Origin of the sequence: Mesorhizobium alhagi CCNWXJ12-2 (genome assembly GCF_000236565.1) — a bacterium.
Classification (GTDB): Bacteria; Pseudomonadota; Alphaproteobacteria; order Rhizobiales; family Rhizobiaceae; genus Allomesorhizobium; species Allomesorhizobium alhagi.
Genome location: NZ_AHAM01000063.1, coordinates 1 through 18127 on the forward strand (window position 1 = coordinate 1; position 18127 = coordinate 18127).

Below are 18127 nucleotides of genomic sequence, written 5' to 3' on the forward strand. Positions count from 1 at the left end.
CGTCGAGCGCACCTTGGCGAAAAGTTCCAGCCCTTCCGCCGGAATGGCGTCGAGGGCCATGTCGCCCAGCCAGTTCACGTTGCGCAGGTAGATCCTATGGGTCTCCAGCGCCTCGCGCGGACCGACGATCACCCGCGCTCGCTCGGCGTCGAGATGCACCACGTAGAGCGGCTCGCCCGAGGCGACGCCGAGGCCGCGGCGCTGGCCGACCGTATAGCGCAAGATGCCGTCATGGCGGCCGAGCACGCGGCCGTCTATATGGACAATGTCGCCCGGCGTCGCCGCCGTAGGCTTGAGCTTGGCGATGATGTCGGAATACTTGCCCTGCGGCACGAAGCAGATGTCCTGGCTGTCCTGCTTGGCGGCGACGCTCAGGCCGAGTTCCTCGGCGATAGCGCGCACCTCCTGCTTCGACAGCCCGCCGAGCGGAAAGCGCAGATAGTCGATCTGCTCCTGCGTCGTCGCGAACAGGAAATAGCTCTGGTCGCGGTCGGCGTCGACCGGGCGGTAGAGCGCCCGATGCGCACCGTTAGCCTTGCTGCGGATATAGTGGCCGGTCGCCAACGCGTCTGCGCCGAGTTCGCGCGCCGTCTCCAGGAGATCGGCGAACTTCACAGTCTGGTTGCACGAAACGCAGGGGATCGGCGTTTCGCCCGAGACGTAGCTCTCCGCGAAGGGCTCGATCACCGACTTGCGGAAGCGCTCTTCGTAATTCAGCACGTAATGCGGGATGCCCAGCGTCTCGGACACACGGCGGGCGTCGTCAATATCCTGTCCGGCGCAGCAGGAGCCGGCGCGGTGGGTGGCTGCGCCATGGTCGTAAAGCTGCAGGGTCACGCCGACGACATCGTAGCCCTCGCGCTTCAGGATTCCGGCCACGACGGAGGAATCGACGCCGCCCGACATCGCCACGACGATGCGTGTGTCTTCAGGCCGTCCCGGCAGATCCAGGCTGTTCATCGAAAGGCGTTCCGTGTTTCAAATTTGGGCGCTTCATGCCAACGAAGCCAATATAGGTCAAGCAAGCGCAAAGCGCCACTTTTCGGGCTGGATCACAAGCCGTTGCAAACAAAGAGCTTTTCCGGAGACGCGGGCCGGACGCTGACAGCAGCGTCCGCTAACGAAGGATTCACCATCATTACCCAACGCTTACCGGGCGTTTAGGCAAATTTTAAAGCTGTTGGGATATCGTTGCGGGGATTGGGTCTTTGAGTTTTTGTAGAGAGTACTATGACCGATCTGGTTAGACCGCGTGTCAAATATGTGATTGGGCCAGACGGCAGCCCGCTTACCATTGCCGATCTTCCTCCAACGAACACCCGCCGCTGGGTCATCCGCCGCAAGGCGGAAGTCGTCGCCGCCGTCCGGGGTGGCCTGCTCAGCCTCGAGGAGGCCTGCCAGCGCTACAAGCTCACGACCGAAGAATTCCTCTCCTGGCAGGCCTCGATCGACGAATACGGCCTTGCCGGCCTGCGCACCACGCGCATCCAGCAATACCGCCACTGAAATCATCGCCAGTCGCTGAAAAATTCAGGGATGCTGGCGTTTCGCCAGAGCCGACGCCATGGCCGTCAACACCGCCGAGGCGGCGAAGAACCACAGGCCGGGCTTGGTGAACGCTGTCGCGAGACCGCTGGTCTTTGCCGCGAAGATCACCAGGGCAACCAGCACCACATCCAGCATCGACCAGTTGGCGAGCGCACGGAACCAATCGGGTATCAGCACGCGGCCGGAGGCTCCCCCATAGGCGGCCAGGTAAAGCACGCCTAGCTTCATCGTCGGGAAAATCACCGAAAACAGCGCGATGACGATTGCCAGCGCGATGTCGCCCTCAGCCCACAGTCCGGAGACGATTCCGAGCAGCGACGGCTCGTCGGCAAAGACGAAAAGCCGCTCGACGCGGACCAGCGGCAAGACGAGGCCGAACGCGAACGAAATCGCGGCGGCAAGCAGCGTGATCGGAAGGAGAAACCGCATCGGCGCGCTATAGCGAAAGCGCGCCCCGGCGGATAGTGGCGGATTTATACGGGTTTGCGTGTCTCAGCCGATCATTGCGCTGCGGCTGTCATTGTCGATCTCGCGCATCTTGCCGTCACGCGATTCCAGCATCTCCGCCTTGGAAAGCTCCGCTTCAGCTTCGGCGAGTAATGATTCGGCGGCGCTGCGCTGCTGGGCGAGGTCGGCCTGCGAATTCATGAGATTGTCCCTGCGCAAGCGGGCGGCCTTGGCGAAGGTGGGATATGCGAAATGGTTGATGTCGGTGATGCCGGCCTTCTTTTCCTCGGCGTTGATCTGGAAATCCAGGTCGCCGGCCATGCGCTCGAATTCCGCGATCATCATGTCGAGTTGAAGCAGCTGCCGGCGCTTCTCGTTCACCTGAAACTGTTTCAGCCGAACGAGGTTTTCACGTGACTTCATGACTTGTACTCCCGGAGACGCAAAACTCTGAACAAACAGCCCTACCCACGAAAAAGACCCTGCCGCAAACGGTCCGGCCGGCCCGACGCCACGATAGGAAACGAATTCCTAAGATTTTTCGGCGCCGGTAACCATTCGTTTACGGGCATTGTTAATCATACGCGCCAGGACCTTAAGGCCCGGTAAAAATCCGGGTGCAAAGCTGAATTGCCGGCGGAGGTGAATCACATGAATCACTTGAAGCTGTTTGTTCACGCGACGCATTAAGAGCCGATCGTTTGGATTCGTCATAAGATTCAAGAGAATGTAGCCGATGGTTAAAAAATCTGATATCGCTTTGCAGGCGGAATTAGATTTTGTTAACCATTCGGTGGCAGCCTCAGCTTACAGCAATCGCTGCTCCGGCACCGGATGGAGTGCCAAACGGTCCGGCGGCAGAAAAGGGGAATGAAATGCGCGTTCTGCTGATAGAAGATGACAGTGCAACCGCACAAAGCATCGAGCTGATGCTGAAATCTGAGAGTTTCAACGTCTACACCACTGATTTGGGTGAAGAAGGTGTCGATCTCGGCAAGCTCTATGACTACGATATCATTCTCCTTGATCTCAATTTGCCTGATATGTCGGGCTACGAAGTCTTGAGGACGCTTCGCCTTTCCAAGGTGAAGACGCCGATCCTGATTCTCTCCGGCATGGCGGGCATCGAGGACAAGGTTCGCGGCCTCGGCTTCGGCGCCGATGACTACATGACCAAGCCGTTCCACAAGGACGAGCTCGTCGCCCGCATCCACGCCATCGTGCGCCGCTCCAAGGGCCATGCCCAGTCAGTCATCACAACCGGCGACCTGGTGGTCAATCTCGACGCCAAGACGGTGGAAGTCGGCGGCCAGCGCGTGCATCTGACCGGCAAGGAATACCAGATGCTGGAGCTGCTCTCGCTGCGCAAGGGCACGACGCTGACCAAGGAAATGTTCCTGAATCATCTTTACGGCGGGATGGACGAGCCGGAACTGAAGATCATCGACGTTTTCATCTGCAAGTTGCGCAAGAAGCTCGACGCGGCCTCCGGCGGACAGAACTACATCGAGACGGTCTGGGGCCGCGGCTATGTGTTGCGCGAACCGGAAGAGATCCGCGAAAGCGCATAGAGCGAATAGCGAATAGCGATTAGCGAATAGAAGGCCGCTTGCAGCGGCCTTTTTGGTATGTGACGCTATTCGCTTATCTCTATTCGCTTATCGCTATTCGCAATGTTTGGCGGCCGCCTGGAGATTGCGAAAACGCTCGAGCAGCTGCGGCCGGGTGAAAGGCTTCAGTATGTAGCCCTGAGCGCCGGCACGCTTGGCGCGCATGATGGCGCCGACGTCGATCTCGATCAGGCAAACCGCAATCTGCGGCTTGACCGGACTTTCGATAGCGCGAATGCGGCTGATCACTTCGGAAGTCGGCATATCGGGCAGGGAGCCATCGACCACGATAATGTCGGGCATGTCGGCCGCGCACATTTCTATGGCGTCGAGGCCGGTCGCCGCTTCGATCACCACCATCGCCGGACCGCCCAATATGCGCTTGGCGACCTTGCGGATCACGCTGGAATCGTCGACGAACATGCAGCGTTTCATGACACGGTCCCCCTTGAACATGATCCCGAAAAGCGGCGGACTCTTCGGTAAGCAAACTTCCGCCCGCGACCTAGCAAGGCAGCGGTTTGATCGTCGAACGGTATCCCAACCCGGTAAAGAACCGGACAAAAGGTTAGGTAAACTTAGGGTAAAGCCGCCGCGTCGTGACGAAACGGCGGCGAGCGCTGATCAGGCGGCCGTGAAGACGATCTCTTCGGCCGTGGCGTGGATCGAAATCTCCATGCCTGATTCGCGCGCCAGAAGCAGCGTGTAGTACGGCTGCACCGAATGCGCGTCGATCGGTTCCTCCGGCTTTTGTCCGGAATGCAGTTCGAGGAATTTCGGCGGCACGCGCAGCATCGGCCCCGAGGCCGAAATCTGGAATTTCGGCTCAGTCTCGACGTCGTCCAGCGTCACGCCGATCTTTCCGCCGCGCGGAATGGCAGCCAGCGCCACCAGGATCAGGTTCAGGAGCAGCTTGACCTTGTTCTTGGGTAGGAGCGCGCGGCGGCCCGTCCATGTGAGCTCGGGCTTTTCACTGCGCAGGAAAGCGGTGGCGACGGCTTCCGCATCGCCGGTGTCGATGACCATGCCGGCGGAACCGGCGGCGCCGAAGGCGATCCGGGCGAATTGCAGGCGCGCCGAGGCGTTGCGGGCGCTGGTGCGGATCAGCTGCATGGCGTCGGCGTCGGCGCCGCCCTCATCCAGCAACTCCAGTCCGTTGTTGATCGCGCCGACCGGCGAAATGATATCGTGGCATACGCGGCTGCACAAAAGTGCGGCCAGATCGGCTGCTGAAAGCGTGAAAAGCTCGGCCATCAATGTGTCCCTGCGGCAATTAAAATGGAGGCACGAGCGAATTCTGTCGCACCGGGTGGCGAATCAGGCCGTCCCACCCCGCCTCCTCGTTACACAGCGCTGCCGCGCGCATCAACAAATCAGGAAATGTTCATCGTCAAAACGATTGCTCCATAGGGCGAAAACCATCCTTCGGAAAGGGCCGTCAGGCCACCGAAGCGCCATCTTCGTATGGAGGCTTAATGCTTGGAAAAGATTTACGGCATAGTTTTGGTAAATGGCGTGGCAAGCGACCGCCAAAGAGTTGCAGCGCGCCGAGGCGTCGGCGAAAACGCTCCCGGACGGAGATTTGCAAGCATGTTTTCCCGACTTTACGACCGGAGCGTTCTCCGGCTTGCCGCGCTGATGTTGGCACTGACAGGCATTCTCGCCGTTTCAACGGGCCAGTTGCGCGCGCAGGAATATTCCGCGCAGGAAATCGTCGATTCCGGACATCGCTTCTTCGGTGCGACGTCTGGTGGTCTTGCCACCGTCATCGAGAAGATCTTCTCGTCCTACGGCCTGCCAAACGGCTACATTCTGGGCGAGGAGGGCTCGGGCGCGCTGGTTGGCGGCCTGACCTATGGCGAAGGCACGCTCTACACCAAGAATGCCGGCGATCACAAGGTGTTCTGGCAGGGTCCCTCGCTGGGCTGGGATTTCGGCGGCCAGGGGTCACGCAACATGATCCTGGTCTACAATCTCGACGATGTTCCGAACCTCTACCACCGCTTCGCGGGCGTGGCCGGCTCGGCCTATGTCGTCGCGGGCTTAGGCTTCAACGTCTTGAAGAACGGCAACATGCTGCTTGTTCCTGTGCGAACCGGCGTCGGCGCGCGGCTCGGCGTCAATGTCGGTTACCTGAAGCTGACGGAAAAGCCGACCTGGAATCCGTTCTAGCGCTCGGGCCGGAGCGCCGGTTGCCGCCGGCTGGCATTCCGGCATATTGGTTGTAGCGCGGAGGCGGCGTTTGCGCGCCGGCGAGCCGCTCCAACCAGAGTTCGTGACCCGACGTGATCCAGTCCATCCTGTTCTTTGCACTCGGCTTTCTCACCGCCGGCTTTATCGCGCTCCTGGTCGCGCCGGCGTTCTGGCGGCGCGCGGTGACCCTGACACGCAAGCGCGTCGAAGCTGCCATGCCGATGACGCTCGACGAGATCCAGGCCGACAAGGACCGGATGCGGGCGGAATTCGCCATGTCGGCGCGGCGGCTCGAAATGAGCGCGCAGGCGCTTCGCGATAAAAATGCGGCCCAGATCGTCGAGATCGGCCGGGGCCATGAGGAGATCAAGGCGCTCAATTCCGTGATCTCCGAAAAGAACCGCGAGATAACGGCGCTCGAAGCCGCCGGCGAAGCGCTGCGCACCGAATTGCAGCAGCAGAGCAACAACATGCAGCGGCTGTCGGCCAGGCTCGCCGAAGCCGACAATGTGCTGAAGCAACGGGCGGCAGAGATCGAAAAGCTAGGCCGCCTGTATGAGGACGCCAGCTTCTCTTCGAGCAGCCGCCAGATCGAACTGGTGGCGCGGGAATCGGAACTGGAGCAGCTCGACAGCGAGGCCGTCCAGTTGAGGAGCAAGGCGGAAAAGGCCGAAAGGCTGTTTCAGGAACGGGAACGCGAGGCTGCCACGCTGCGCGATGCGCTGAGAGCCGAGGCGCGGAAGGTCGACGGCCTCGAAAGAACACTCGCCGAGCGCGAAGAAAAGCTGGTGCACAGCGGAAAGGAATTGGCCCGCCTGAGCGAGGAACTGGCGCGCGCCACCGCCGCGGAAAACGAAGAGATTGAACTGCCTGCCGGCCGCAAGCGACTTGAAAGCCGCCTGACGGCGCTGACACGCGAAAACCGCAAGCTGAAGGCCGATCTCAAGGCGGCGGCAACGGCAACCGCCAAAGGCGGCGATGACGAAATGCTGCGCGAGCGGATAGGCGAATTGGCAGCGCAGATGGTGCATCTGACCAGCGTTCTCGAAGGGCAGGGCTCGCCGATCGCGAAGGCGCTGTCGTCGCCGACCCCCAACAGCGGAGAGGGCGCCGGCGCCGAGAAAATCAGCCTTGCCGATCGCGTTCGCGCCTTGCAGAAGGCCGCTTCAGCCGGCTGATCTCTCCAATTCCGCCAGCTGGTGCAGTGCGATCGCCGAAGCTGCCGCGACGTTCAGGCTGTCGAACCCGCCGGCCATGGCGATGCGCACCGTGTTCAGGCGGGCAAGCAGCTTTTCCGCCAAGCCCTCTCCTTCGGCTCCGAACCACAGCGCTGCGCGCTCGGACCGCTCGACCTCGCGCAGGTCGGTTTTGCCTTGTGGCGAGAAGCCGTAGAGCTCGAAGCCGCGCACCGCCATCGCGTCGGCGAGCGCGTTGGCATCGTCCGCCACCGCGAAGGGGACTTTGAGCACGGCTCCAACCGAAACACGGATCGCCTTGCGGTAGAGCGGATCGCAGGAACTCGCATCGAGGATCACCGCGTCAGCCCCAAACGCCGCAGCGTTACGGAATATCGCGCCGATATTGTCATGATTGGCGATGCCGACCAGCACGACGATCAGCGCCTGCTCGGGTAGTTCGTCGAGCAATTCCTCTGGCGATTGCGGCGAGCGCTTGCGGCCGATAGCCAGTACACCGCGATGAATGTGGAAGCCAGCGATCGCGTCCATCACCGGGCCGGACGCAATATAGACCGGCACGTCGGCGGGGGCGAGCGCCAGCGTGGCTGCAAGACCGGGAAGGCGGTTTTCAAGCACCAGAACGGATTCGGCCTCAAATCGCCGCGCCCAGAAAAGCACATTCAACACGACCTTGCCTTCGGCCACAAACCGGCCCTGCCTCCCGGCAAGGTCGCGCTCCCTTATGTCGAGATAGGGCGCGACCCGCGGATCCTGAGGGTCGGTGATGTGGACAAGGTTCATGCTGGGTGTTCGCGCGTGGTCATCCGGTGGATAAACGACGTCTACGGCGCCGCGCGTCCCTTCGAACACACAAATGATGTTGAAGTCTTTGAATCCGCGCATCGTGCTTTCGAAAAATCGGGTCCGATTTTCCTGGCGATGCGCTGCCGGCGTTAAGTCTCCGCCAATTGGTGCTCCAGGCGCTCCGGGTGCTTCCCATTCGCCTTGAAGCTGAAAATGCCGTCAAGCGTTCCCAGGAGCTGACGCACCGCGTCGGACCGGCAGGAGTAATAGATCATCTGGCGGTCGCGGCGCGTCTCGACCAGATGGACGCTGCGCAGCTTCGCCAGGTGCTGCGAAAGGGCCGACTGGCTGAGAGAAACTTTTTCGGCGATCGCGCCGACCGACATCTCGCCTTCAAGCAGATGGCTCACGATCACCAGCCGCTTCTCATTGCCGAGCAGCGTCAGCAGTGCTGCGGCCTTCTCGGCGTTCGCGATAAGCTGTTTCGAAATCATGATGCCCCACAATCTTTGCTCATTTCAGACGCCATGGGGGCAATAACGTCGGAAAGCCAAGCCGGTCTCGCGCAAGCGCGCTGAATCACCCGGCCATCACTGGTTCAACCTAGAAGTATTCGGCGAAAATCTCAAGGTGGCACGGACGCCTCCTGTCTAGGTCCAACTCTCAGCGCGGCCCTGCCCGCCTTGGCCATTTCCACCAGGATTTTCCTGAGCTCGCCCGCATCCGACAGCGGTTGCGGGAAAAATATCCGCCTGACTTCGTCGCCGGAGGCGATGTCCATGCCGTCGGCGTCGAAACCGGTAACCCGCCATCCCTCGCCGGACGCCTTGGCGAAATGCCGGGCATAGACGCTTATGGCGTCGAGATGGTCGGCGTTCATGTGGTCGAGCGCCGACTGCTCGCTCTCGGCGAGCGCGTCGAGCGCCGGGCTGTCGGTCAGCAGATCCGCGGCCGTGAGATTATAGGCCTTGCCGAAACCGCCATTCAGGCTGCCGCGTTCGATTTCGAGCCGGAACAGCGAGAAGTCGCCGAGCCCGACATAGAGCTGCGCCTTCGGGTTGCGGTTGAGATAGCGCCGCTCGGCTCGGGCCTGCGCGGCGGTACCGCGTTCGAGGCGCGCCGCCCGGCAGACCAGCGTTATGCGAGGGTGAGCGAGCGGGTCGCCCTTGCCGGGTTCGCCGAGCAGCAGCGAACAGCGCGGATCGGCGATGATGGCGCGGGTGTGGGCCGACAGCATCGAAACCAGGATCAGCGGCGAGCCGTCAGTGTCTGTCGCCACACCGACGCGGCTCGCCAATGGCGCGCCGGTCTCCGGATCCAGCACGGCGATGGCGCCGTAGCGCGCCGACCGGATCAGCGTCTTGGCCAGCCGGATGGCATCCGCATCCGTCGGCCTGATGACATCCTTGGTCTTTTCCAATGCCGGCCTTCATCAATGTTGATGATCTTTGTCTAGTTATCTCCCGACAATGCCCGCCTTGGCAAGAGCCTCGATGTCATCAGGCGCTATGCCCAGGCGCTCCAGCACCGCAGCAGTTGCCTCATCCGCGGCCGGTGGCGCGGCAGTAGCGGAGGGCGTGCGCGAAAAACGCGGCGCGGGGGCAGGGCGCTCCAGCGCTCCCGCCTTCACATGTACGCCCCGAGCGAGGTTGTGCGGGTGCTGCGGCGCCTCGGAAAAGGAAAGCACCGGCGCCACGCAGGCGTCGGTGTTCTCGAACAAGGCAGCCCATTCGTCGCGGGTCTTTTCAGCAATGCGCCGGGTGATCGCCTCGCGCATGCCGTCCCACATCGACCTGTTGTATTGAGCGGCCGCAAAACGCTGCTCCAGTGGTAGCAATTTGGCGAATTCGGCAAAGAATTGAGGTTCCAGGCAGGCGACCGCGACGTGCTTTCCGTCGGCAGTTCGGTAAGTATCGTAGAATGGCGCTCCAGAATCGAGCAGGTTGGAGCCGCGCCGGTCGGTCCAGAAGCCGGCGGCCATGAAGGAGAAAAAGGGCGCGGCCAACATGGATGCGCCGTCCACCATCGCGGCGTCGACCACCTGGCCCTTGCCGGACCGCGAGGTCTCGAACAGCGCCGCCAGAATACCGGCGATCAGGAACATGGCGCCGCCGCCATAGTCGGCGACAAGGTTGAGCGGCGGTACCGGCTTGCCATCGCTCGGGCCGATGGCGTGCAGCACTCCGCTATAGGCGAGGTAGGTGAGATCATGTCCGGCGCGGCCGGCGAGCGGGCCTTGCTGTCCGAATCCGGTCATCCTGGCGTAAATCAGCTTGGGATTACGGCGCTGCGACTCTTCGGGACCGAGGCCCAGCCGCTCCATGACGCCCGGCCGGAATCCCTCGATCAGCACGTCCGCCTTTTCGAGAAGCCGCAGGACGAGCGCGATACCCTCGGGCCGTTTCAGGTCGAGCTTGAGGATGGAACGGCCATGGCGGTCGAGGTCGTGTTCGGGCGGCAGCGCCAGAAACGCCTTGCCGCTCGCCATGCGCTCGATGCGGACGACCCGTGCGCCCATTTCTGAAAGCATCAGAGCGGCCAGCGGCGCCGGGCCCAGCCCCGCCATCTCGATGATCGTCAGCCCGGCGAGCGGGCCGGGTTTCGATGCTGGCTGCCGACCCGGAGAGTTATCCAATATCTTCGCCGAATCAGGGGTGGTCGCGCGGAACAAAGCTGATCTTCAGCGTCGATCCTGTGGCTTCGGCATAACGCTTGAGCGCCTTCAGCGTCGGGCTGACACGGCTGCCTTCAAGCTTGGCGATGTAGGATTGCGACGTGTTCATGCGCTCGGCAACCTGCTCCTGCGTCATGTTCGCCTTCGCCCGGGCGTCGATCAATGCGGATGCGAGCGCGAATTCCTCTTCGAGGGCGTCGTAGGCTTTCACGTATTCAGGATCTTTGCGCCATTCCTCGAATGCCTCGCTCACGGGAATGAATTTTCTCGTCATCGAACCTCCTTCGACCTCTGCAAGGCCAGCTCAATTTCGCGGCGCGGCGTTTTCTCGGTCTTCTTCGTGAAGACGCGAAGGATTACAATTCGCCGCCCGACGGCAGTGACGTAGACGGCCCGCGCGATGCCATCCTTTCCCTTCAGGCGCATCTCCCATAATACGCCTTCCAAATGCTTCACGTAGGGCTCATGGACCTTCTCAAGGCCATTGGCCTGTATCAGCCCGACAATCCTTTCAAAGCTCGCTCTGATCTCGCGCGGCTGCGCACTGAATTCCGACCAGACCTGCTTGCTGAGGAACTCGACCGTCCACATGTTTATGTCATATATGATATGAATTCAAGGCCAGCGTCTACTTCGGCGCCATGCGGATCGCGCCGTCGAGGCGGATCACCTCGCCGTTCAGCATCTGGTTCTCGATGATGTGCAGCGCCAGCGCGGCATATTCGGACGGCTCGCCAAGACGCGGCGGGAAGGGCACGGACGCGCCGAGCGAATCCTGCACCTCCTGCGGCATGCCCATCAGCATCGGCGTCTTGAAGATGCCGGGTGCGATGGTCATCACGCGGATGCCGGAGCGGGCAAGATCGCGCGCCACCGGCAGCGTCATGGCGACCACGCCACCCTTGGACGAGGAATAGGCGGCCTGGCCGATCTGCCCGTCGAAAGCCGCGACCGACGCGGTGTTGACGATCACGCCGCGCTCGCCGCCTTCCAGCGGCTCCTGCTTCGCCATGCGGTCGGCAACCAGCCGGGTCATGTTGAAGGTGCCGATCAGGTTGACCTCGATCACCCGACGATAGGTGTCCAGCGGGTGCGGGCCGTCCTTGCCCAGCGTCTTGGCGCCGATGGCGACGCCGGCGCAATTGACCAGGATGCGCGGCTCCCCAAGCACCTCCGCCGCCTCAGCAATGGCCGCCTCGGCACCCTCTGCGCTGCTCACATCGCAGCGGATGGCAACGCCGCCGATCTCGCGGGCAACGACAGCCGCACGTTCCATGCCGATGTCGAGCACGGCGACCTTCGCGCCTGCCGCAGCCAGCGCGCGCGCCGTCGCCTCCCCCAATCCCGAGCCGCCGCCCGTGACGATTGCGGTTTGTTCCTGCGGTTTCATGACCGGCCCCCTCGTTCATTGCTTTTCCCATGCTAAGGAGGCGGCCACCGCGGCGCAACTGCTCAGGCCTCTTCCGTGTCCCTGACCTGGTCGGCATGCAAGACTTCGCCGGTCAGCGCGGCGACAGCGCCGGGCGTGAATTCCACCGCCAGCAGCCGATCGAGATCGACAGGGCGGGGCATGGAGATTTGGCCGCGCGGGATCTTCTTGAAGCCGAGCGGCCCGTAATAGGGTTCGTCTCCCACCAGTATCACCGCGCCTGCGCCCGAATTTTCCGCCGCCTCCAGCGCCATGGCCACAAGCTTGCGGCCGATGCCGATGTTCTTGTAGGCCGGGCGCACCGCAAGCGGGCCGAGCAGCAAGGCGTGCCCGGCCCCCGCCGCGATCCGCGTCATGCGAACCGATGCTATGACTGCGCCGTCATTCATCGCCACGAAAGACAGGCTGCGTTCATGCGGCCCGCCTTCGCGTATCTTGTAGGCGGCGCGCGTGAAGCGTCCCGGCCCGAAGGCCTCGGCGTTGATGATTTCGATTTGGGAATCGTGCGCCGGCTGCTCCGGCATATAGATCGTGTCGGCAAAACTCATTTCGTTCACACCCGGTCGAGGAGGGAAATGGGGGCGGCTGCGCGCGGCAGCCCGTCGCAATCAGCGCTTTCTCAAGCGCGGGCGCCCATTCGTCGTCGGTCGAACCGGATATGTGCGAAGCATTTTGCCATCGAAACGACCGGCTAGCATCATTTTCGGGCGGCGTCCATCCGCGATTTCTGCACTCAGGCGACGATCTGTTCACCCCCAAAGGAATTCCGCTTCGACGCATTGCGCACTACATCGGAGAGGAACAGCAAAGGAGACTGACGATGGGACTGCTGGTCGACGGCAAATGGACCGACCGCTGGTACGATACCAAGGAAACCGGCGGCAAATTCGAGCGCGCGGAATCGCAGTGGCGCGACTGGATCACCGTCGACGGCGAGCCCGGGCCGGGGCGCAGTCGCGGCTTCAAGGCCGAGCCCGGACGCTACCATCTCTACGTCTCGCTCGCCTGCCCCTGGGCGCATCGCACACTGATCTTCCGGGTGCTGAAAAAGCTCGAAGGCGTCATCTCGGTTTCGGTCGTCCACCATTTCATGGGCAAGGACGGCTGGACATTCCGCAAGGAGGACGGCGCGACCGGCGACACGCTCTACGGCCTCGATTTCCTGCACCAGATCTACACCAAAGCTGATCCAGCCTATTCGGGCCGCGTCACCGTGCCGGTGCTCTGGGACAAGAAGAGCGAGACAATCGTCAATAATGAATCGTCCGAGATCATCCGCATGCTCAATTCCGCCTTCGACGAATGGGGCGACGGCTCTCTCGACTTCTATCCCGAGGAGTTGCGCGACGAGATCGAGACGGTCAACGCGCTGGTCTATCCGCAGATCAACAATGGCGTCTATCGCGCCGGCTTCGCGACCACGCAGAAAGCTTATGAGGAAGCGTTCGCCGAGCTGTTTTCAGCGCTCGACGCGCTGGAGGACAGGCTTTCGCGCCAGCGCTATCTAGCCGGCGACCGGATCACCGAGGCGGACTGGCGGCTGTTCACCACGCTCGCGCGCTTCGATCCGGTCTATGTCGGCCACTTCAAATGCAATCTGCGTCGCATCGCCGACTATCCGAACCTTTCCAATTACCTGCGCGACCTGTTCCAGGTTCCGGGCGTCGCCGCCACGGTCGATATGCTGCACATCAAGTCGCATTATTACGGCAGCCACGACACCATCAATCCGACGCGGATCATTCCGGTGGGGCCGGAGCTTGACTATTCGGCGCCGCACGATCGCAGGCGGTTCGGCTGATCACCAGAAGGGCGAGGCCGGTTCGCCGCCGAAGATCTCGGCAATGCGCCGCCTTGTCGCCGGCGTGGTCGCTTCCGGCAGATCGTCGAGCGGAAAGAAACGGGCCTCGGCGATTTCACGGTCGGGCAGTTTTGGCCCGGAGCGGCTGAACTGCCGGATCAGATAAAGCGCGACATGGTCGCGCCGGCTCGCTTGCCGGTTGAAGTGCAGCGACCGCAGCTCCGGCGGCGCGGTCAGGGAGACGTTGCCTTCCTCGGCAAGTTCGCGCTCCAGCGCTTCCAGCATGGTCTCGCCCAGCTCGACGCCACCGCCCGGCAGCTGCCAGCCGGGCACATAGGTATGGCGGATCAGGAACACCGAATTCGAGGCTTCATCGTGGACCAGCCCACGAACGCCAAGCGTCATGGGACGGCGCAGCAGGAAGTAGAAATGGAACAGCCGTCCGCGCAGTCCCGGCCACCCCGTCTGCCGGAACGGATCGTTTCTTTCTATGTTCGGCATCAGGCCGCTATCCACGGGTGGAAAGGCAGGCTTCGGTATCCTACAAGGGCTGGATGTTCAGGCTTGCGCATCTTTCCGACGTTCATCTGGGGCCGCTTCCCGATGTAACCTATCGTGAACTCGTGTCCAAGCGCATGGTCGGCTACGTCAACTGGCATCGCAACCGCCGCCGGGTGCTGACCGAGGGGGTTCTGGGCGCGATCGTGGCCGACATGCAGGCGTCGCAGCCCGACCACCTCGCCGTCACCGGAGATCTGGTCAACCTGGCGCTCGACGCCGAGATCGAACTCGCGCGGATCTGGCTCGAGACGCTCGGAAAGCCCGGGGACGTTTCGGTGGTGCCGGGCAACCACGATGCCTATGTGCCGGGCGCCTTCGACAAGACCTGCCGTGTCTGGGGTCCTTGGATGACCGGCGACGGCGCAAGCCCGCCGACCGACCGCAAGGGCTTTCCCTATATGCGGGTGCGGGGGCAGGTGGCGCTCATCGGCGTGTCGACGGCGCGCGCCACGGCGCCCTTCATGGCGAGCGGCTTCTTTCGCGAAGACCAGTCGCACCGGCTCGGCCGGATGCTCGACGATGCCGCCAAACGTGGCCTGTTCCGGGTGGTGATGCTGCACCATCCGCCGGTGCGCGGCGCGGTGCCGCAGCACAAGAGGCTGTTCGGCATAGGCACCTTTCAAGCGACCATGCAGAAGCATGGCGCCGAGCTGGTGCTGCACGGCCATTCGCATCTGCCGACGCTCTACTGGATCGGCGGCCGCGGCAGGCCGGTGCCGGTGGTCGGGGCCGCCGCGGCAGGCCAGTCGCCGGGCGATTCCAAGCCGGCCGCCCAGTACAATCTCCTCGACATATCGGGAGAGGTGGGCGCCTGGGCAATCCGGCTGACGCGACGCGGCCTGACAGGCGCGGCCATGCCGCCTTCTGACCTCATGTCGATCGATCTGACGCCCGAAGCACGGCTTGTCGAGCGGACTTAGAGCGATGCTCTAGAAGCCGATGCCCATCGCCGCGAGACGGTCCCACAAAAGGGCGACCGAGGCGGCCAGGCCGACAAGTGCGCCGGCAATCACCAGCCCGAGCCCGGTCAAGAAAGCCGACCAGCCATTGCGCTTGGTGCGCAGCGGCTCGGCGGCTTCGCCTGTTGAGGATTTCAGCACGCCTGCGACCGCCGGCTCGGCGCTGCCGTCCATCATGCGCTGGCGTTCGACGAGGCGCTCGGCCACATAGCGCGTGACCTGGTCGGCCACCGGCTTCATGTTGGTCGATTCGGCGAGCACGACGCGGCCGACACGCGTGTCCTTCAAAAAGCGGTAGGTTCGGCGGTCTCGACCCATGGTCACATGGCTGGTCGCGTCGATCCACAGGCGCGGCTGCAGGCCGGATGACACGGCGAAATCGAAAATTTCCACATCGGCGGGCACTTCGGCGAAGACCGGCGCAAGTTCGGCTGCGAGCAGGTCGAGCCGCATGCGGCTCGCCTCGCGCATCTCCACCACCACGTCATCCCGGTCGGCGGCCGCGTTCTTCACGTCGCGGATCGCATCGGAAAGCTTGCGCGCATGCTCGATAGGCGTCACGTTTTCGCCTGCGTCACTCATGGTCCGCTCCAACCGCAAGGGGCTCTTAAGGAAGTGTTAACATAAACGGAGCGCGAAAACAGCCTGAGCGTTGAGCCACACGTCTCCAAAACTCGGGCTTCAGGCAGTTTTTGCAGCGCCTGGCTCAGCCGACAGTTCGGCGAACGACATCGACCACAAGGCGGGGGGCTTCTTCCGGCAGCATATGGCCGAACCCCTCGGCGGAGTGGAGCAAAAATTGCGATGGCAGCCCTTCCGTCTGGCTATAGGGCAGCAGCGGGTCGGCTGTTCCCCACATCACCGAGACAGGCATTGCGAGCGCCGCAAGCGTGTCGCGCGAAATGACGCCCTGCCTGTTGTCGCGGCTGATCTCTGCGGCGATCCTGGCGAGCATTTCGGTTTGTCCAGGCCGCCGCCGCATCTCCGCCAGCACCTTCACCGCTTCTTCGGGCCCCGCGCTCGACGGTCCCGACATGGCCGCCAGGCAATCGCGGATTTCGTCAGGCTCGACCGCCGCGCCGTAGTGGCGCAGGAGCGCGCCATTGATCTCCGGACCATAGCCGCCGGGGGCCAGCACCGTCAGCGAAGCGACGTTTTGCGGTTTCGCCGACGCAAGCAGCGTCGCGACCGCTCCGCCAAAGGAATGGCCGACAAGATGGAATTTCTCGATGCCGCGCGCATCGAGATCGGTGGAGACGGCGCGCACGGCGATCTTGGCCGGTCCGGCGTCGGGCCAGCCGCGAGAGGCTCCATGGCCGGGCAGATCATAGGCGATGGTGCGGTGTTCCGGCGAGAGCGCGTCGGTCACGGGCCGCCACAGGCCGTGGCAACCGCCGAAGCCGTGCAGAAAGACGATCGGCGTTGCGCCGCCGCCATCCTCGCGGGCAAAGAGCCTCAACTCGGACCGCCCAGGCCGGCGTGGCGAAGCGCCTCGAGCAGTTTGTTCGTCATGTCCGGCGGGTATTTGCCGTTGACGAAGAAGGCGCGGGGGTTGCTGGCGAATTCAGGGAACTCGGCCACCAGTTCGTCGAGAAGTTTCTTGGCCAGTTCCGGCTTGCCGGCGCAGTCGGCGGCGATGGCGCGGACCGCGATGTAGTGTCCGCGCTTGGCGGTCACCAGGGCTTCGGCGGCGCGTTCCGATTTTGCCACGTCGTTCAGCATGAACCGTGCCAGGAACAGCCCGTAGTCCCACCAGCTCGGATGTACGCTCGACGCCTCGACCGCGCGTTCCATGATCGGCGCGCCCTCTCGGTAATTGCCCGAAAAGATCAGGGCATAGCCATAAGCCGCCGCCATCGACAGGTCGTAAGTATTGAGTTCATAGGCCTTGCGCATCCAGCGCGTAGCCTCTTCGGAGTTGCCGATGCGCTGGTTCAGAAAGCCGTAGGAGCGGTGGGCGTAGGGGCTGGTCGCCACCATCTGCACTGCGCGGTAGCCGAGCGCCAGCGCCTGATCGGCCGTGGCGCCGGGCGGGTAGCGGTAGCCGTCGCGCACCGCCTCCATGTGCAGCGAAGCCATCTCGGCATAGATGAGCGGCGATTTGGCGTTGTCGAGGGCGAGCGTTTCGAAGCAGCGGTAGGCCTCGGCATGCTTGTCCTCGGATTCGGCCAGGTAATAGTCGTCATTGAGCAACAGGCAGGCGGTCAGCCCGGTCTGGATGCCCAACTGGTCGATGTGTCCGTAAATGGTGCCCGAGGCAGGAACGGTCGAGCTCAGAATATCGGCGATGGTGTCGTCGAGCTTGGCGGCGGCGACATCGGCCGCCGGCAGCACCCGCGACAAGAGAACCTTGCCGCTGGCGCTGTGCTGCAACTCCACCAGCACGTCGCCTTCGGCAAGGCCCGCGCCGACCACGAACACGAATTGAAGCGGATTGCCGCGGTCGCTCTCGGCAATGTCGCGGCCGATGAAGTCGACCGTATCGAAGCCGGATAGGCCGGTACGCAGCACGGAAGCGACCCGCGTCGGTCCCTCGGCCTCGGATGTTTGCGAAATATAGACAGGCGGCAGTGCTTCGAGGGCGGCCAGTCCGGCAACACTGCTGGTCTCGGCCGGAATGCCGCCCGCAGAGGCCCCAACCTGATCGCCGGGCGCCGGCTCGTTGATGCGGTAGACCAGGAAGCCGAGCATCAGGATGATGACGGCCATGGCGCCCCAGAAGAGCTTGAGCTGGCGCATCATCTGCGCGCCCGACGGGCGCGTGCCGCTTTCATCTGCCAAGGCCAGATCGATGTCGTGGGCCGGTTCCGCTGCCTCATCCGCGGGCACTTCAACGATTGCCGCCGGGTGCCGGTCCGGGTTGACCTCATAGGCCGGAATGTAGCTGCCGCGGGGGACGGTGATGCGTATCGGCTCCCCCGCG

Annotated in this window: 23 protein-coding genes; 6 read left to right on the forward strand and 17 right to left on the reverse strand. The window is 63.0% G+C overall.

Features of this window, described 5'->3' with window-relative positions:
• The coding region (gene mnmA, locus MAXJ12_RS08995) for a tRNA 2-thiouridine(34) synthase MnmA (RefSeq protein WP_008835509.1) at nucleotides 1-960 on the reverse strand (960 nt) is incomplete at its 3' end.
• Nucleotides 961-1230: 270 nt separating this feature from the next.
• Here mnmA and sciP point away from each other — a divergent pair.
• Nucleotides 1231-1506, forward strand: a complete 276-nt coding sequence (gene sciP, locus MAXJ12_RS09000; protein WP_006203587.1) for a CtrA inhibitor SciP — start codon at nucleotides 1231-1233, stop codon at nucleotides 1504-1506.
• Nucleotides 1507-1530: 24 nt separating this feature from the next.
• Here sciP and MAXJ12_RS09005 read toward each other — a convergent pair whose 3' ends face one another.
• Both MAXJ12_RS09005 and MAXJ12_RS09010 read right to left on the reverse strand, forming a co-directional pair.
• The gene (locus MAXJ12_RS09005; RefSeq protein ID WP_008835510.1) at nucleotides 1531-1977 is read right to left on the reverse strand and encodes a paraquat-inducible protein A; all 447 of its coding nucleotides are present in this window, start codon (nucleotides 1975-1977) and stop codon (nucleotides 1531-1533) included.
• A 63-nt stretch (nucleotides 1978-2040) separates the two neighbouring features.
• A complete protein-coding gene (locus MAXJ12_RS09010; protein WP_008835511.1) occupies nucleotides 2041-2418 on the reverse strand; it encodes a flagellar export protein FliJ in 378 nt (125 codons plus the stop codon).
• Between the two features lie 452 nt (nucleotides 2419-2870).
• On the opposite strand from MAXJ12_RS09010, the gene ctrA reads away from it, so the two are divergent.
• The gene (gene ctrA / locus MAXJ12_RS09015) at nucleotides 2871-3566 is read left to right on the forward strand and encodes a response regulator transcription factor CtrA (RefSeq protein ID WP_008835512.1); all 696 of its coding nucleotides are present in this window, start codon (nucleotides 2871-2873) and stop codon (nucleotides 3564-3566) included.
• A gap of 93 nt (nucleotides 3567-3659) precedes the next feature.
• Here the strand turns inward: ctrA and MAXJ12_RS09020 are convergent, their stop codons facing one another.
• The gene (locus tag MAXJ12_RS09020; RefSeq protein ID WP_040585514.1) at nucleotides 3660-4040 is read right to left on the reverse strand and encodes a response regulator; all 381 of its coding nucleotides are present in this window, start codon (nucleotides 4038-4040) and stop codon (nucleotides 3660-3662) included.
• A gap of 189 nt (nucleotides 4041-4229) precedes the next feature.
• Nucleotides 4230-4859, reverse strand: a complete 630-nt coding sequence (gene chpT / locus MAXJ12_RS09025) for a histidine phosphotransferase ChpT (RefSeq protein ID WP_008835514.1) — start codon at nucleotides 4857-4859, stop codon at nucleotides 4230-4232.
• Nucleotides 4860-5195: 336 nt separating this feature from the next.
• Between chpT and MAXJ12_RS09030 the strand changes: the two genes are divergently transcribed.
• Both MAXJ12_RS09030 and MAXJ12_RS09035 read left to right on the forward strand, forming a co-directional pair.
• The gene (locus MAXJ12_RS09030; RefSeq protein ID WP_008835515.1) at nucleotides 5196-5777 is read left to right on the forward strand and encodes a DUF1134 domain-containing protein; all 582 of its coding nucleotides are present in this window, start codon (nucleotides 5196-5198) and stop codon (nucleotides 5775-5777) included.
• Between the two features lie 113 nt (nucleotides 5778-5890).
• A complete protein-coding gene (locus tag MAXJ12_RS09035; protein WP_008835516.1) occupies nucleotides 5891-6976 on the forward strand; it encodes a coiled-coil domain-containing protein in 1086 nt (361 codons plus the stop codon).
• On the opposite strand, the gene MAXJ12_RS09040 is transcribed toward MAXJ12_RS09035, so the two are convergent.
• The 8 genes from MAXJ12_RS09040 to MAXJ12_RS09075 all read right to left on the reverse strand — a co-directional run bounded on the left by MAXJ12_RS09040 (nucleotide 6965) and on the right by MAXJ12_RS09075 (nucleotide 12431).
• On the reverse strand, nucleotides 6965-7777 hold the full coding sequence (locus MAXJ12_RS09040; RefSeq protein WP_040585516.1) for a TrmH family RNA methyltransferase: 813 nt from the start codon (nucleotides 7775-7777) through the stop codon (nucleotides 6965-6967). The genes MAXJ12_RS09035 and MAXJ12_RS09040 overlap by 12 nt on opposite strands.
• Before the next feature lie 152 nt (nucleotides 7778-7929).
• Nucleotides 7930-8274 carry an ArsR/SmtB family transcription factor gene (locus tag MAXJ12_RS09045; RefSeq protein ID WP_008835518.1) on the reverse strand — a complete coding sequence of 115 codons (345 nt, stop codon included), beginning with the start codon at nucleotides 8272-8274 and terminating at the stop codon, nucleotides 7930-7932.
• Nucleotides 8275-8405: 131 nt separating this feature from the next.
• Nucleotides 8406-9200, reverse strand: a complete 795-nt coding sequence (locus MAXJ12_RS09050; protein WP_008835519.1) for a HugZ family pyridoxamine 5'-phosphate oxidase — start codon at nucleotides 9198-9200, stop codon at nucleotides 8406-8408.
• Nucleotides 9201-9236: 36 nt separating this feature from the next.
• Complete coding sequence (locus tag MAXJ12_RS09055; RefSeq protein ID WP_040585517.1) at nucleotides 9237-10418, reverse strand: CoA transferase; 1182 nt, start codon at nucleotides 10416-10418, stop codon at nucleotides 9237-9239.
• 10 nt (nucleotides 10419-10428) lie between these two features.
• On the reverse strand, nucleotides 10429-10728 hold the full coding sequence (locus MAXJ12_RS09060; RefSeq protein WP_008835521.1) for a helix-turn-helix domain-containing protein: 300 nt from the start codon (nucleotides 10726-10728) through the stop codon (nucleotides 10429-10431).
• The gene (locus MAXJ12_RS09065; RefSeq protein ID WP_008835522.1) at nucleotides 10725-11045 is read right to left on the reverse strand and encodes a type II toxin-antitoxin system RelE/ParE family toxin; all 321 of its coding nucleotides are present in this window, start codon (nucleotides 11043-11045) and stop codon (nucleotides 10725-10727) included. Before MAXJ12_RS09065 ends, MAXJ12_RS09060 begins: the two co-directional genes overlap by 4 nt.
• 37 nt (nucleotides 11046-11082) lie before the next feature.
• Entirely contained in the window at nucleotides 11083-11844 is a 762-nt protein-coding gene (locus tag MAXJ12_RS09070; protein ID WP_008835523.1) for an SDR family NAD(P)-dependent oxidoreductase, read from the reverse strand.
• Nucleotides 11845-11906: 62 nt separating this feature from the next.
• Complete coding sequence (locus MAXJ12_RS09075) at nucleotides 11907-12431, reverse strand: GNAT family N-acetyltransferase (RefSeq protein ID WP_008835524.1); 525 nt, start codon at nucleotides 12429-12431, stop codon at nucleotides 11907-11909.
• Nucleotides 12432-12703: 272 nt separating this feature from the next.
• On the opposite strand from MAXJ12_RS09075, the gene MAXJ12_RS09080 reads away from it, so the two are divergent.
• Nucleotides 12704-13684 (forward strand): glutathione S-transferase family protein, encoded by a 981-nt coding sequence (locus tag MAXJ12_RS09080; RefSeq protein ID WP_008835525.1) that lies wholly within the window; start codon nucleotides 12704-12706, stop codon nucleotides 13682-13684.
• On the opposite strand, the gene MAXJ12_RS09085 is transcribed toward MAXJ12_RS09080, so the two are convergent.
• Nucleotides 13685-14185 carry an NUDIX domain-containing protein gene (locus MAXJ12_RS09085; protein ID WP_008835526.1) on the reverse strand — a complete coding sequence of 167 codons (501 nt, stop codon included), beginning with the start codon at nucleotides 14183-14185 and terminating at the stop codon, nucleotides 13685-13687.
• 53 nt (nucleotides 14186-14238) lie between these two features.
• On the opposite strand from MAXJ12_RS09085, the gene MAXJ12_RS09090 reads away from it, so the two are divergent.
• Nucleotides 14239-15165 carry a metallophosphoesterase family protein gene (locus tag MAXJ12_RS09090; RefSeq protein ID WP_085983904.1) on the forward strand — a complete coding sequence of 309 codons (927 nt, stop codon included), beginning with the start codon at nucleotides 14239-14241 and terminating at the stop codon, nucleotides 15163-15165.
• A gap of 9 nt (nucleotides 15166-15174) precedes the next feature.
• On the opposite strand, the gene MAXJ12_RS09095 is transcribed toward MAXJ12_RS09090, so the two are convergent.
• The 3 genes from MAXJ12_RS09095 to MAXJ12_RS37580 all read right to left on the reverse strand — a co-directional run.
• Nucleotides 15175-15786, reverse strand: a complete 612-nt coding sequence (locus tag MAXJ12_RS09095) for a hypothetical protein (RefSeq protein ID WP_008835528.1) — start codon at nucleotides 15784-15786, stop codon at nucleotides 15175-15177.
• A gap of 124 nt (nucleotides 15787-15910) precedes the next feature.
• Nucleotides 15911-16663 (reverse strand): alpha/beta fold hydrolase, encoded by a 753-nt coding sequence (locus MAXJ12_RS09100; RefSeq protein ID WP_008835529.1) that lies wholly within the window; start codon nucleotides 16661-16663, stop codon nucleotides 15911-15913.
• A partial coding sequence (locus MAXJ12_RS37580; protein ID WP_008835530.1) for a tetratricopeptide repeat protein occupies nucleotides 16660-18127 on the reverse strand: 1468 nt, incomplete at its 5' end. The genes MAXJ12_RS09100 and MAXJ12_RS37580, both read right to left, overlap by 4 nt.